Here is a 14,054-nt window from a genome sequence, read left to right on the forward strand (position 1 = left end):
ACGTCTATTCTTACTTTCCTCTTCAACGATTTGATGATTATATTTTCATGACTCCACCTGTATTAGCGGAAGTTACTAGCTTAGAATAACGTGCGAGATATCCTTTTTTCACCTTAGGTTCAGGCTCAGTCCAACCAACTTTTCGACGAGCAAGCTCTTCTTCATCAACAAGTAGGTGAATGCCTCGATTTGGCAAATCAATCTTGATTTTATCTCCATTTTCAACAAATGCAATCGGTCCACCTTCTGCAGCTTCTGGTGAGATATGACCAATTGAAATCCCTCTTGAAGCACCAGAGAAACGACCATCTGTAATGAGTGCCACCTTTGTTCCAAGACCTCTACCTTGAATGGCTGAGGTTGGTGCAAGCATTTCTGGCATTCCAGGTCCACCTTTTGGCCCTTCAGTTCGAATGACTACAACATGCCCTTCTCGTACTTCACCTTTATTTATCTTTTCTTGAGCTTCTTCTTGAGATTCAAAGACAATTGCTTCTCCTTCAAAAACTTGAATGGAAGGATCAACGCCACCAACTTTTATAACAGCGCCATCTGGTGCAAGGTTTCCAAACAGAATGGATAATCCACCCACTGGACTATATGCCGTATCTTTGTCCCTTATAACCTCTTTATTTGTAACTTCTGCATCTTTGACATTTTCATAGAGGCTTTTTCCTGAAATCGTGATTCGATCAGGGTGAACTGCCCCTTCGATTTCACAGAGTTGTTTGATAATTGCACTTACACCACCAGCTTGGTGAACATCGTCCATCGAATAATCGGATGCTGGACTGATTTTACAAAGGTAAGGAATTCTCTCAGCTACTTCGTTAATACGGTTCAAATCGTATTCAACTTCAGCTTCATGAGCAATGGCTAATGTGTGAAGTACTGTATTTGTAGAACCACCCATTGCCATGTCTAAAGCAAATGCATCATCTATGGTTTCTTGAGTAATAATATCTCTTGGTTTGATGTCTTTTTCGATTAAGTTCATCAAGTGCTTCGCAGCATCCTTAATTAACTGGTGACGCTTTTCAGATGTAGCAACAATCGTTCCATTACCCGGCAGTGCCAATCCTAACATTTCCATTAATGAGTTCATTGAATTTGCTGTAAACATTCCTGAACACGATCCACAAGTTGGACAGGCCTGCTGTTCAATCTCAAGCAGTTCTTCTCTTGTCATTTTACCGGATGAGAAAGCTCCAACGCCTTCAAAAACGGATACAAGTGACAAGCTCTGACCTTCTTTCGTGCGTCCTGCTTCCATTGGTCCACCTGAGACAAAAACAGAAGGAACATTGGTACGAACCGACGCCATCAACATGCCTGGTGTGATCTTATCGCAGTTTGGAATGTAGAATACTCCATCAAACCAATGTGCATTAATAACTGTTTCTGCTGCATCACAGATGATCTCTCTACTTGGAAGTGAATACCTCATTCCAATATGTCCCATTGCAATCCCATCATCAACACCTATGGTATTAAATTCGAATGGAATTCCACCAGCTTCGATAATAGCTTGCTTAGCAACCTCTGCAAATTTATTCAAATGCATATGGCCTGGAATAATATCAATATAAGAATTACAGACTCCGATAAATGGTTTATCCATATCCTCTTCGCTTACTCCTGCAGCTCTTAGTAAACTTCTATGAGGTGCTCGATCGATCCCTTTTTTGATCATATCACTTCTCATTGCTACCCGCTCCCACATCACTATAATCTCTGTTAACTCACCGTTGCGTTTTCATTTACTGAAGGAACTTTCTCTCCTTCAATCACGACCATTTCTCTAAATGCCTCAAGTAGTTGATTTGTTATAGGGCCAGGAATTCCTTCTCCTATCACTCTTCCATCAACTTTTATTACGGCAATGACCTCTGCTGCGGTTCCAGTGAGGAATACTTCATCAGCAGTATAGACATCATGTCTAGTAAACGGCTCTTCTTTTACTTGATAACCTAGTCGTGAAGCTAGTTCCATAATTGCATTTCGCGTAATACCTTCCAAAGCACCTACATAACCAGGAGGTGTCAGGATGTTCTTTCCTTTAATGATAAAGACGTTATCTGCAGAACCCTCAGCTACATAGCCCTGATCATTTAACATTAACGCTTCGTTCACTCCGGCCAATCCGGCCTCTATTTTGACAAGAATATTATTCAAATAATTTAGTGATTTCACTTTAGGACTCAGCACATCAGATCGACTTCTTCGTGTTGCAACAGTTACGATCTCAAGGCCAGTGTTGTAGAGTTCCCTCGGAAAAATCGATAAGGATTCAGCTATCACAATTAACTGTGGATTTGAACAAGACGCTGGGTCTAATCCAAGATTACCTATACCTCTTGATACAATCAGTCGTATATAAGCATCTGTCAATTGATTCTTGTTTAATGTTTCGACAATAATCGAAATCAACTCATCCATTGTATACGGAATTGATAACATAATAGATTTAGCTGAGTCATACAACCTTGTTAGATGTTCTCGTAGCCGGAAGATATTACGACTGTATACACGAATGCCTTCAAATACACCATCTCCGTATAAAAAACCATGATCATAAACGGATATCTTTGCTTCGTGTTTAGGTACAAATGAACCATCTATATAGATCCATTGCTCTTCCATGCTCCCATCTCCCTTTATTCAACAACCAGTTACAAAATGTTTGTTAACATTTCTTACGTTATTGCGTAAATGTGTTTCGTTATTGAGACTTATAATACGCCTCTTATATGCAAGGGTCAACCACTTTAGCGAAAATAATTAGATAATTTAGATAGATTAGATATTATGTATGCGTTTACATACCACCCATTAAAAAGATTCAGCTATTTTCAAAATTTCTGTCATACTTTTCAGAAAAAGTGGGCATAGTACATGTAGGTGATGAAAATGAAACGATTATTGACATTTTTTAAAAATGTTTCTTTGATGAAACAACTTTCCATTGTTTTTAAGCCAGTGGGACCAAACCATTTAGTTCTAGTTACAGATAGTTGGAGGGAATGCTCTGACTCAATGGATAAAAAGCTGTGCGAAATTCTTCATCAGCGCAACTTCTATCCATCAGCTAATAAAGTGATTTATGGAATTCGAACCAATGTTGCTTTAATCCCTTACAAACTAGCTTTTGTCAAAGCTAGTTCACCCGCTAAGCAGGATCGGATTAAACGAGTGCTCCAAAAGAAAGGTTGGTCTGTTTACTTCTATACCTCTGAAATAGTGAACAACAGCGACCCTTCTTGGCTTCAAGTTGTTACAACACATCCTTTCAACACAAAAAACGCCTATTCGCAGTCATAACTGCAAAAGGCGTTTTTTGTATATAAAACATATGTATGCGTGACGTCCCAGGAGAGATTCGAACTCCCGACCGACGCCTTAGAAGGGCGTTGCTCTATCCAGCTGAGCTACTAGGACAAATTAGAAAGCGGGTGATGAGAATCGAACTCACATCATCAGCTTGGAAGGCTGAGGTTTTACCACTAAACTACACCCGCATGGTTTACGTGCTTCAAAACAAATTTGTAATATCAGCGACGAATATAAATATACCCCATTATTTAAAGAAAGTCAATATATTTTGCGTAATTCATTTTTTATGAAGAACATTCTTTTAGAGATGATTTTTAAACTGACTGTGAAAAAAGAGACCTCAGTCGGTCTCTTCCACTTACTTGTTCTTGCGCGGAAACTCTCCGCCAAGCTCTGGCATTTCCTGACCATCAAACGTGTAGTACGTCACGTTGATTGCAGCTTCTGTTAGTTCACAGATACAGTACGTTTGATCTCTACTTCCAGAAGGAAGCCGAATACTTCCTGGATTAATGAAAACAATGCCTTTCTCCTCAAAGCAGGTCGCTACATGGGTGTGTCCAAATGAAGCAACATCTGCTCCCACTTCTTCTGCTCGCCGTACCAAGGATTGTAAATGACTTTTCACTTGGTAAAGGTGTCCGTGTGTGAAGTATAGTCGACCTAGATCTGTATCTTCTATCCATTCTTCGGGGAAATCTTGTCCCATATCACAGTTACCTTGTACTGACGTGACTCCTGCAAGTGGGCCTTGATTAGGGACAAGCTCTGAATCTCCGCAGTGAAAAATCTTATCGACTTCGTTCCGCTTACTTGCGAGCACTTGCTCCAGTTCATCTGTCCAGCCGTGACTATCACTTATGATCAGAACTTTCATTGCATTTCCTCCTTACATATCAAACAAGTATTTAAATTTCAGTAGTTCTTGAATAGCTTTCCCACGATGGCTACGCGCATTTTTCTCTTCTGAAGAAATCTCTGCGGCTGTTTTGCCTAATGCTGGTACAAAAAATACAGGATCATACCCAAAGCCTTGATCGCCCGAAGGTTCTGTAGCTATCGTACCTTCAAATTGCCCTTTAAAGTAAATCGTTTCTTCTTTTGGTTGTGCAACAGCCATCACGCAGACAAATCGTGCAGTCCGTTCAGTTTCTGGTACCCCTTCAAGTAAATGAAGAAGCTTCGTGATATTTGCTTGATCACTCTTTTCTTCTCCCGCAAATCTGGCTGAATAAATGCCAGGCTCCCCATTTAATGCATCTACCTCCAAACCAGAATCATCAGCAATGACTGTACGGTTTAACAAGGAAGCTAACGTTTCGGCCTTGATTGCTGCATTCTCATGAAAAGTAAGTCCATCCTCTGGAATATCCGGAATATGTGGATAATCTAATAGGGACTTTATGACTTTTCCATTCCCTTCAAGCAATTGCTTAAACTCATTTATTTTTCCTTTGTTTGTGGTAGCAATAATGATTTCATTCATCATGAAGATTGTCCTCCTTTTAAGCTAAGGATTCGGTCACTTGTTTGTCCAAGCTTCTGTTTCTCAAGCAAAATGAGTTCCTTTATTCCTTTTTCAGCTACATCCAGCATAGTAGTCAATTCAGATCTAGTGAAAACCGCCTCTTCACCAGTCCCTTGAATCTCAACAAGTGCTCCACTTCCCGTCATGACAACATTCATATCAACGTCTGCTTTTGCATCTTCTTCATAACATAAATCAAGCAGGACCTGCTTAGAATCATCTATACCTACCGAAATTGCTGCGAGAAAATCCGTAACTGGCCACGCAGTAATTTTTTCATTTAATAAAGCTTTTTCAAAAGCTAAACACATCGCAGTGAATGCACCAGTAATAGCGGCGGTTCTGGTTCCACCATCCGCCTGAATCACGTCACAATCGATCCAAACTGTTTTTTCTCCGATGACGGATAAATCAACAACTGTGCGTAATGCTCGACCAATTAACCGTTGTATTTCCATTGTTCTTCCTGTGACCTTACCTTTAGAGGATTCACGTATCGTTCTTTGAGCAGTTGCTCTCGGTAGCATCGCATATTCAGCTGTAATCCAACCTTTGCCTTTTCCTCTTAGGAATGGAGGCACACGATCCTCAATCGTCGCATTACAAATTACTTTAGTGTCTCCAATTGAAATCAACACAGAACCTTCTGGATGCTTTGTAAAATGCAAATCCATCTCAGTATGTCGGTTTTCATCTACTTGTCGTCCATCAATTCTTATCATTCTAATCCTATCCTTTTCTTTTACCAAAATGAAAAGAGAAGGGCTAACAGCTCCTTCTCTACCTTTATCTATTATAAAGTCTCCCCATAAAAAGGCAATGTATAAACCCAAACATTTTTAAAGGGGATGGTCATTTACTTGCTTTGGTCTTGAAACAGCTTCAGCCGGCTCACCTTCTTGGTTCAAGACGGATGCTTCTCCATTCACCTCAATGGAAATTTTCTCAATCCCGTCTTGCTCCGTCAACGTAAGGGCAAGCATATTCAGGACTTCTTGAGACACAGACATATTCTCTAAACTATCAAGAATGGTATTGTCAAAGTTTAACGTGAGGGTACCGTCCTTAGGAACTGGTGTGTCCAATAGTTTAACATCTGATTGCAAACTTGATAGAAGCTGTGTCCCCAAGGAAGGCCCATCTATTAATTCATTTACTGCCGCGGCTAGTATATTATCTCCCGCCTCCACTCTTCTTGTGACCGGCACATAATAACTAGTCTCTCCCTGATGTCCAAGAAAATACAATAGAACTTCTTCGCTATTCACTAAATCAACAACCTGATTGGATTCAAGATTAATTCCATCTGAACGACTTACTCCATCTCCAATCGGTGTTTTATGTTGTGGCATAACCTCTTGATCATATCCATTTATACGAATTTGAACTTTTTCTACTGACTCAAATTGTGTAAGCGTCCAAGTAATAGCCTGGAGGACCTGCTGTTCTTTGTTTCCATCATATAGCTCAAACTCTTTCGAAAAATCAGCAATGGCTGTTTTTTCATCTTCTTTTAGATTAACATCCACAACGGTCCCTGCCGGTAATACTGCTTGGAAGCCACTAGGAAGCAGCTCAGAGACAGGCCCATCCTCCACTAAGTACTCAAGAGATTGCTTCAAGACACCTTCTTGTTTTGGAAGAGTGAGAGTCTGTGGCACAACCATACCGTTTGCATCAATTAAATATAATTCACGCTCAACGGTCTCTGCAGTTTGTTCGGCTTTTTCAGCACCCTCCTCTTCACCCGCTTCTTCTCCTTCTTCCCCTGCTTCTGTTTCATCTAAATCTATCTCCCCTTCCTCCACATAATTAACTGGAGGCGCATCCAGGTTTGTCGCAGCATCCTTTGATCCAAAGGAACACCCTGTAGCAATTAGTGTAGCCAAAATGATAAGTGGTGCTCCTGTTTTTACGTATTTACGCATTCTGTTTCCCTCCTTTTACAGTTTGTACTTTCATGTATACGAGCCTTTGAGCGATTTAGACCTGCAACTTTAAGACAAACTCTTTTTTTCAAGGAAGACGTTCTGACGAAAAGGGACGATCCAACAGTAAAAGCGCATGAAATCAGAAAAAAGCAGTGAACATTAAAAGGTTCACTGCTTTTGCCTTGATCAACTATAATTTGTCTATTGTAATGGTCTGAACGTGACCCACATCCATTTCAAGCCACTGATCAGCCAATCTCTTAAATAATTCTTCTTCACCCGTTGTATAAAACGCGTGTGTAGGAATGCGTTCATCCGTATAAGCAGTTTCTCCATGATACAGAAGTCCACTCACTTCACGAGCTGTTTCTTCGCCTGAAGAAATTAACGTTATACTTGTTCCCGCCCATTCTTTAATAACTGGCGCTAAAAGCGGATAGTGTGTGCAGCCTAAAATAAGTGTATCGAATTCCCTTGCATTCAGAGGCTGAAGCGTGTGATGTACAATTTGCTTGGCTTCATCTCCAGCAAAGATGCCTTGCTCCACTAGCGGGACAAACGGTGGGCACGCTAAGCTGTCTACTTGAACCTTGCTATTTATGTTTTTAAGCGCTTTTGTGTACGCTTTACTTGCAATCGTACCAGAAGTGCCAATAACCGCTATATGCTCTTTTTTTGTTGCTTTCAGAGCACTTGATGCCCCTGGATAAATAACTCCAACAACTGGAATATCCAGTGCACGTTTCACTTCCTCTAGAACGACCGCCGCTGCGGTGTTACACGCAATAACCAGCATCTTAATGTTTTTTGATTGTAGATACTGTATCATTTGCCAAGTGAAGGTTCGCACCTCTTCTTGTGATCGTGGTCCATAGGGGCAACGCTTTGAATCGCCAACATATATGATCTCCTCTTTTGGCAGCTGACGCATAATTTCTTTTGCCACTGTTAATCCTCCGAGGCCTGAATCTATAACTCCAATAGGTCTATCCAACTTGTCTCCCTCAATCTCCAACTAATTATACCATCTATTTATGTTGTTTTTGTTGTATTCGCTACTTTCATTTGGTCATGAAGCAACTTAAGGCTTTGCTCTAATACATCAATCTGCTCAGCAGAAAAATCAACAAGAATATCATTTAGATAATCCTGTCTCTTTAAAATAACTTCTTGAATAATCGTTTTCCCTTTTTTTAGCAGATGGATACGAACCACTCTGCGATCATTCACATCTTTCACTCGAGTGACCAACTCACTTTTTTCCATACGATCGATTAAATCCGTCGTTGTACTAAAAGCTAAATACATACTCGTTGATAACTCACCTATCGTCATATCACCTTTTTCATTTAACCATTGCAGCGCAACAAACTGTGGTGGCGTAATAGGGAACTGAGATAGAATGACTCTACCTTTTTGTTTAACCATATCGGCTACTCTACGTAATGATCGCTCAATTTCATCGATTTGTTCATGGTTCAATTATCGCACCTCCTATCCCTTTTATTTCTTTGTCTACTCATCATTTTCTCTTTTTTCATATAGGAATTCAAGTGTTACAGCTAAAGATACAAGAAATGTCCATGCTTTCATCAAAAAAAAGGGGACAAGCCATTGGCTGTCCCCTTTTACTTAGATTATTCAGGAATATATTCTGCTCTTACAAGCTGTTCTACTTCATCAGCTGTATTAAGCTCAAGAGCTTTTTCAGCAAAGTCTGCTAATTCTTTCTTAGACAGCTTTAAAAGCTGACTTCTTGCAGGAAGAATAGACGTTGCACTCATACTGAATTCATCCAATCCTAAGCCAAGTAGTAACGGAATGGCCACTTCATCTCCAGCCATTTCTCCGCACATCCCTACCCATTTTCCTTCTTTATGAGCAGCCTTAATTACCATATCTACCAATCGCAGAATTGCCGGATGGTACGGTTGATATAAATAAGACACTTGTTCATTCATGCGGTCTGCAGCAAACGTATATTGAATCAGGTCATTCGTTCCAATACTAAAGAAATCAACCTCTTTAGCAAATTGAGGGGAAGCAACAGCAGTAGACGGAATCTCTACCATAATCCCTACCTCAATCGAATCGGATACTTGAACCCCTTCTGATATAAGCTTGTCCTTTTCTTCATTAAGCAACGCTTTTGCTTGGCGAAGCTCTTCAAGAACAGCAATCATCGGGAACATTATCTTAAGGTTACCGTAAGCACTCGCACGAAGAAGCGCACGAAGTTGAACTCGGAAAAGTTCCGGTTGTTCTAGACATAGTCTAATTGCACGGAAACCTAAGAATGGGTTCATTTCTTTTGGAAGATCTAAGTACGGAAGTTCTTTATCGCCACCGATATCCAACGTACGGATAACAACTGGTTTTCCTTCCATACGTTCAACCACTTCTTTATATGCTTCAAATTGCTCTTCCTCTGAAGGAAGATTGTCTCGACCCATATAAAGAAATTCAGTTCGGTACAAGCCAATGCCTTCAGCGCCATTTGAAATCACGCCGTCTAAGTCTTTTGGAGTACCAATATTTGCTGCAAGCTCAACATGTTCACCATCAGACGTGGTCGTTTGATCATTCACAAGTTTGGCCCACTCATCTTTTTGCTTTTGAAAATCTGCCTTTTTTTGTTCGAAGCTTGCCAATTCATCCTCAGATGGATTAATTACAACTTCACCATCAATACCATCCACTACTACAAGGTCGCCGGTCTTAACAAGTTTTGTGGCTTCTTTTGTACCAACAACTGCAGGAATTTCAAGTGAACGGGACATGATTGCAGAATGGGAAGTCCGACCTCCGATATCTGTTGCAAATCCTTTTATAAAGACAGGATTTAGTTGAGCAGTATCTGAAGGTGTAAGATCTTCGGCGATGACAATGGTCTCTTCACTAATCGTAGCAAGAGAACCTGCTTCAATACCTAGAAGATGACCAATTACACGACGAGTAACGTCACGAATATCTGCCGCACGTTCCTTCATGTATTCGTTATCCATATTCTCAAAAATCGTAATAAACTGATCTGCTACTTCATTTAATGCATATTCAGCGTTACGTTTCTCATTCGTAATCTTATCCTTAACTGAATCAATTAACTCTGGGTCACTTAAGACAAGCAGATGCGCAGCAAAGATCTCCGCTTTATCTGCACCTAGGTTCTGTTCAGTTTTATCTTTAATTGCGGCAAGCTCTTCCTTAGACAGACTGAGAGCGCCTTCAAGCCGCTCAATCTCCGCGTTAGGGTCAGATGCTTCAGAAGAGCTGATTGTGAAATCAGGCTCTTCGTGAACATAGGCCTTTGCTATTGCAATGCCTTGGGAAGCAGCTATGCCAGTGATGACATGTGGCATGTATTATTCCCCTAACTCGTTTTTAATAATTTCTTCAATTGCAGCTAGTGCATCATCTGCATCTGAACCTTCAGCTTTGATGGTTACTTCTGCACCTTGGCCTACACCAAGAGACATAACACCCATAATGGATTTAAGATTTACAGACTTCCCTTTAAATTCAAGCGTGATATCTGAAGAGAATTGCCCAGCTTTGTTTACTAGTTGTGTTGCTGGACGAGCGTGAATTCCTGTTTCTGCTGTAATCTTATACGTTTTTTCTGCCATAATGAATCAGCCTCTTTTCTTATAAATAGATTAATTTTCGGGTTCATGTAGATGCTTCCTTCATAGTATGCGGCACATCGCAACTTTCACCCATTTTGTTTAAAAAAGATTCGTATATTTCTTCAAAACAAACACATTAAATAAGGCACCTATGGGATCCATAAGTCTCATTTAAACGATTCAATTGAAATCGACATACGTTTCTATATAACCTAAGTACATGTATTTCGCTTCTCTTCTGCATGAGAAGGTTAAAAATAACTCCTAGAAGCCACGTGTAGCAGTAGATCATGAACAGTATATCATACACAAATTTTATTAATCAATCATTAGTCACAGTGTTCAAGCTTTTTTTAAATAAAAACAAAAAATGATCCCTTGTGTCATGACCAACACAAGGGATTCATTCACACTATTTTACTCATATTTCAATGCATCAACTGGTTGTAGTTTAGATGCTTTGATGGATGGTAGCAGACCAAAGATCACACCAACCAACATAGAGAAAACTAATGCTCCAACAACGGCTGTAATGGAAATATAAAAAGGCATATTCATGATGTTTGATACAATTTTTGCAGCACCTATACCAAGTAATACTCCTAGAGCCCCACCTACGCTTGTTAACACAATCGCTTCCGTTAGAAACTGCATTAAGATCATATAGCGTTTTGCTCCCAATGCCTTTTTAATACCAATCTCTCTTGTTCGTTCAGTTACGGATACTAGCATAATATTCATGACACCAATCCCACCAACTAAAAGGGAAATACTTGCAATACCACCAAGTAAAAGTGCAAACGTCCGGTTGGCCGCTTCCAGATCTTCAGCAATGGATTGAAGATCAGGTATGCGATAGTTAGCTGTCTCATAAGATGGTAAGTCACTATTCAAATAACTAGCTGTTAATTCACCAGCTTCTTGAATCGCATCAGGTGAAACAGCTTTTACTAATATTTGAGTAGGAGCATCAAACCCTTCAATTAAGGGCCAGATCATTTTTGACATAAAGATCTTAGGTTCTGTCCAATCATCAAAATAGAACGAATCATTGTCCATTTTCATGTCTGTAAAAACTCCAGCAACTTTAAAAGGAATACCACCTAAATCAATGGTCTTTCCAATTGCTTCTCCGCCATCAAATAATTCGGTTCTGGCGTCTTCATTTATCATAATCAGTTGAGACATAGTATTTAATTCATCTTCTCTCAACATCCTACCTTCAAGAATTTCCACTGGATACATATCAAAGTAAGTTGAATCTACTGCATACGATTCTGGATAAGCAAAATTAAGTTCATGATATGCCGTCGCATTCCAGGACTTATGAAATAAAGCAATTGTGTCTACAAGAGGATCAGATTTGATCATATCTAACGTCTCTTCTGTCACCGGGGGAGCAGAGATATAGGTATCGCCACCCCAATAATCTCCTTCTCCCCCTTCCATCATGTCTTCATATGATACTTGGATCGTATTATTACCAAGTCCAATTATATTACTTTTTAAAACTTCACTTTGCCCTTGAATCATGGACACAATCGCAATGATTGCCGCTATTCCAATAATGACACCCAACATTGTTAATGTAGATCTCATCTTATGAGAGAAAATAGATTGAAAGGAAAGCTTAATATTCTCAAGCATTGATAAGCTCCCCTTTCTCTTCGGTAAAAAGCTCACCATCTCGAATGTAAATCGTTCGATCAGCCTTTTCAGCCACTTCCTTATCATGAGTAATCATAACAATCGTAATACCTTCCTCATTTAATTCAGTAAATAAGTTGAGAATCTGCTCACTTGTTTTTGTATCCAGTGCACCAGTGGGCTCATCCGCTAAGATAAAAGAGGGTTCGTTCACTAAAGCTCTAGCAATAGCTACACGCTGTTTTTGACCACCCGACAAGCTTGATGGCTTAAATCCAGTCCTATCAGCTAAACCAACTTTTTCTAAAACTATTTTAGCTTTTTCCCGACGAACTTTTTTCTTCACTCCACTGTAGATTAAAGGCATTTCTACATTTTGTTGCGCAGTAAGTCTAGGCATAAGATGAAATGTCTGAAATACAAACCCAATCGAGCGATTCCTGATTTCTGCAAGAAAATTGTCTTTTCCGGTCAACATGTCCGCTTGATCTAAAGTATATTCGCCTGCTGTTGGTTTATCTAAGCAGCCAAGAATGTTCATTAATGTTGACTTTCCAGACCCAGATGGCCCCATAATGGCGACAAACTCACCTTTTTCAATAGTTACATTAATGTTCTTTAGAATAGGTACTTCTTCTTTACCTAATCTATAAGACTTAAAGATATTCGTTAGCTTAATCATAGCTCATGTCCTCAAAAAGGATTACTTCGTCTCCCTCAGTTGGAGCTGGATCTGGAAACGTAACAAAATCCTCATTTGTTAAACCACTAAGGATTTCCGCTGTATAAGCATCATCATTTATTTCTCCAACTTCAACCTCTTGCTTCATCCAAGTCTGTTCCTCACTCATCTTCCAAACATAAGAAGTACCATCCTCTTCAAAAACTAAGTCGGGATATACAACAATTTGGTCAGAAATCTCTTCAACTTCTCCCAATAGTGGTTCCAAGTTAACATGATAGCCGATTTCCAACCCTTCATGTTCAGGTAATACTACCGTAAATGGATACTTAGATGTTTGAGGATTCGTTTCTTCATATCCATACTCATCCCCCTCACTTGAAGCAGGAAGCTTGCCGATATCGGTGATCGTGCCAATCCATTCGCCTTCTTGTCCATTCTTAGCTGTGACAAGAATTTCTGTTCCTTCTTCAATCGATCCTAAGAGTAACTCATTAATTTGACTTTTAATTAAGTAATCGCCATGGGCTATAATTTGAATAAATGGTTCACTTGAATTTTGCGCACCATCTGCAATATCTGTATTTATAGATTGAACAATGCCGGCCGTTTTACTAACAACCACATTTGGATTTGTTTCGCTTGTTTTCTTTAATGCATCTAATCTTTTTTGAACTTGTCCGGTTTCGAGATTTATTACTTTTAAATCATAGTTGGATTGATCCAGCTCTTCTTGTAAAAGCTCTTTCTCTTCTTTTTCAGCTTTTTTGATAGCCTTATTCAGCTTATCAATAGATTTTTGTGTTTGATTTATCTGTAGATAAGACATTTCTAATTCCATTTGAGCTTGCTCAATTTCAAGGCTTACATCTTCAATCTCTAGAGGCTCATATTCGAAGAGTGGCGTTCCTTCTTCCACTTCATCTCCTTCTTGCACAAAGGTTTCTTTAATCTTTCCTAGCTCTGAATCCGCAAAAACTTTTTCCTGCTTTTCAGCTTCTACTTTTCCAGTAAAGGCTTGCAAAGAATATTGCTCCATCCCCATGCCAAAATCAGATACTTGCATTGGATAAATTTCTTCATCATAACCAGCAGATGCCTGCCTGTTTTCAATAAAGGAATAAATACCTACCCCACTACCACCAACAACCAATACACTTGCCAAGATAATACCAGACACAATCCAAGCTCGTTTGCCCAATTCTTTCGCCCCTTAAATGTTCAAAATAATTCCATTTCTAATTATCTGTCAGAAGCTTCAAATTATCAACATAAATTTGGATTATAATTCTAATTTTTTTATAAAC

14 protein-coding genes, 2 tRNA genes and 1 other annotated feature (1 of these 17 only partly in view) are annotated in these 14,054 nt (G+C 39.5%); of the genes, 1 reads left to right on the forward strand and 15 read right to left on the reverse strand.

What is annotated here, in order from left to right; all coding sequences use genetic code 11:
- Positions 1–35: a binding site (T-box leader), on the reverse strand; it reaches 222 nt to the left of the window's first position.
- A gap of 2 nt (positions 36–37) precedes the next feature.
- Entirely contained in the window at positions 38–1,705 is a 1,668-nt protein-coding gene (gene ilvD, locus J2S05_RS13915; RefSeq protein ID WP_306983791.1) for a dihydroxy-acid dehydratase, read from the reverse strand.
- A gap of 32 nt (positions 1,706–1,737) precedes the next feature.
- A complete protein-coding gene (ilvE, locus tag J2S05_RS13920; RefSeq protein WP_306983793.1) occupies positions 1,738–2,643 on the reverse strand; it encodes a branched-chain-amino-acid transaminase in 906 nt (301 codons plus the stop codon).
- Positions 2,644–2,910: 267 nt separating this feature from the next.
- On the opposite strand from ilvE, the gene J2S05_RS13925 reads away from it, so the two are divergent.
- Positions 2,911–3,321 carry a hypothetical protein gene (locus J2S05_RS13925; protein ID WP_306983795.1) on the forward strand — a complete coding sequence of 137 codons (411 nt, stop codon included), beginning with the start codon at positions 2,911–2,913 and terminating at the stop codon, positions 3,319–3,321.
- A 43-nt stretch (positions 3,322–3,364) separates the two neighbouring features.
- Here J2S05_RS13925 and J2S05_RS13930 read toward each other — a convergent pair.
- From J2S05_RS13930 to J2S05_RS13990, 13 genes are all read right to left on the reverse strand, one after another.
- A tRNA-Arg gene (locus J2S05_RS13930) sits at positions 3,365–3,438 on the reverse strand.
- Between the two features lie 9 nt (positions 3,439–3,447).
- Positions 3,448–3,518: transfer RNA gene (locus J2S05_RS13935), tRNA-Gly, on the reverse strand.
- Positions 3,519–3,691: 173 nt separating this feature from the next.
- Positions 3,692–4,210 carry a metallophosphoesterase family protein gene (locus tag J2S05_RS13940; protein ID WP_306983796.1) on the reverse strand — a complete coding sequence of 173 codons (519 nt, stop codon included), beginning with the start codon at positions 4,208–4,210 and terminating at the stop codon, positions 3,692–3,694.
- Positions 4,211–4,222: 12 nt separating this feature from the next.
- Positions 4,223–4,819 (reverse strand): XTP/dITP diphosphatase, encoded by a 597-nt coding sequence (locus tag J2S05_RS13945; RefSeq protein WP_306984167.1) that lies wholly within the window; start codon positions 4,817–4,819, stop codon positions 4,223–4,225.
- Complete coding sequence (gene rph / locus J2S05_RS13950; RefSeq protein ID WP_306984169.1) at positions 4,819–5,580, reverse strand: ribonuclease PH; 762 nt, start codon at positions 5,578–5,580, stop codon at positions 4,819–4,821. Before rph ends, J2S05_RS13945 begins: the two co-directional genes overlap by 1 nt.
- Positions 5,581–5,700: 120 nt before the next feature.
- Entirely contained in the window at positions 5,701–6,789 is a 1,089-nt protein-coding gene (locus J2S05_RS13955) for a GerMN domain-containing protein (protein ID WP_306983798.1), read from the reverse strand.
- 193 nt (positions 6,790–6,982) lie between these two features.
- Complete coding sequence (racE, locus tag J2S05_RS13960) at positions 6,983–7,786, reverse strand: glutamate racemase (protein ID WP_306983800.1); 804 nt, start codon at positions 7,784–7,786, stop codon at positions 6,983–6,985.
- A gap of 38 nt (positions 7,787–7,824) precedes the next feature.
- Entirely contained in the window at positions 7,825–8,274 is a 450-nt protein-coding gene (locus J2S05_RS13965) for a MarR family winged helix-turn-helix transcriptional regulator (RefSeq protein ID WP_306983803.1), read from the reverse strand.
- Between the two features lie 155 nt (positions 8,275–8,429).
- The gene (gene ptsP, locus J2S05_RS13970) at positions 8,430–10,151 is read right to left on the reverse strand and encodes a phosphoenolpyruvate--protein phosphotransferase (protein WP_306983805.1); all 1,722 of its coding nucleotides are present in this window, start codon (positions 10,149–10,151) and stop codon (positions 8,430–8,432) included.
- 3 nt (positions 10,152–10,154) lie between these two features.
- Positions 10,155–10,418: a phosphocarrier protein HPr gene (locus J2S05_RS13975; protein ID WP_306983807.1), complete on the reverse strand. Its 264-nt coding sequence runs from the start codon at positions 10,416–10,418 to the stop codon at positions 10,155–10,157.
- Positions 10,419–10,835: 417 nt separating this feature from the next.
- A complete protein-coding gene (locus J2S05_RS13980) occupies positions 10,836–12,065 on the reverse strand; it encodes an ABC transporter permease (protein ID WP_306983809.1) in 1,230 nt (409 codons plus the stop codon).
- A complete protein-coding gene (locus J2S05_RS13985) occupies positions 12,058–12,747 on the reverse strand; it encodes an ABC transporter ATP-binding protein (protein ID WP_306983811.1) in 690 nt (229 codons plus the stop codon). The genes J2S05_RS13980 and J2S05_RS13985 overlap by 8 nt, the downstream gene beginning before the upstream one ends.
- Positions 12,740–13,948 (reverse strand): efflux RND transporter periplasmic adaptor subunit, encoded by a 1,209-nt coding sequence (locus J2S05_RS13990; RefSeq protein ID WP_306983813.1) that lies wholly within the window; start codon positions 13,946–13,948, stop codon positions 12,740–12,742. Before J2S05_RS13990 ends, J2S05_RS13985 begins: the two co-directional genes overlap by 8 nt.
- Positions 13,949–14,054: the final 106 nt, after the last annotated feature.

This window comes from Alkalicoccobacillus murimartini (assembly GCF_030813245.1).
Lineage (GTDB): Bacteria > Bacillota > Bacilli > Bacillales > Bacillaceae_D > Alkalicoccobacillus > Alkalicoccobacillus murimartini.

Bases quoted from the DNA above. Each gene is read 5' to 3' on its own strand.
- ilvD (WP_306983791.1), bottom strand. From the start codon at position 1,705: ATGAGAAGTGATATGATCAAAAAAGGGATCGATCGAGCACCTCATAGA.
- J2S05_RS13945 (WP_306984167.1), bottom strand. From the start codon at position 4,819: ATGAATGAAATCATTATTGCTACCACAAACAAAGGAAAAATAAATGAG.
- J2S05_RS13980 (WP_306983809.1), bottom strand. From the start codon at position 12,065: ATGCTTGAGAATATTAAGCTTTCCTTTCAATCTATTTTCTCTCATAAG.
- J2S05_RS13955 (WP_306983798.1), bottom strand. From the start codon at position 6,789: ATGCGTAAATACGTAAAAACAGGAGCACCACTTATCATTTTGGCTACA.
- J2S05_RS13925 (WP_306983795.1), top strand. From the start codon at position 2,911: ATGAAACGATTATTGACATTTTTTAAAAATGTTTCTTTGATGAAACAA.
- J2S05_RS13940 (WP_306983796.1), bottom strand. From the start codon at position 4,210: ATGAAAGTTCTGATCATAAGTGATAGTCACGGCTGGACAGATGAACTG.
- ilvE (WP_306983793.1), bottom strand. From the start codon at position 2,643: ATGGAAGAGCAATGGATCTATATAGATGGTTCATTTGTACCTAAACAC.
- ptsP (WP_306983805.1), bottom strand. From the start codon at position 10,151: ATGCCACATGTCATCACTGGCATAGCTGCTTCCCAAGGCATTGCAATA.
- J2S05_RS13985 (WP_306983811.1), bottom strand. From the start codon at position 12,747: ATGATTAAGCTAACGAATATCTTTAAGTCTTATAGATTAGGTAAAGAA.
- J2S05_RS13975 (WP_306983807.1), bottom strand. From the start codon at position 10,418: ATGGCAGAAAAAACGTATAAGATTACAGCAGAAACAGGAATTCACGCT.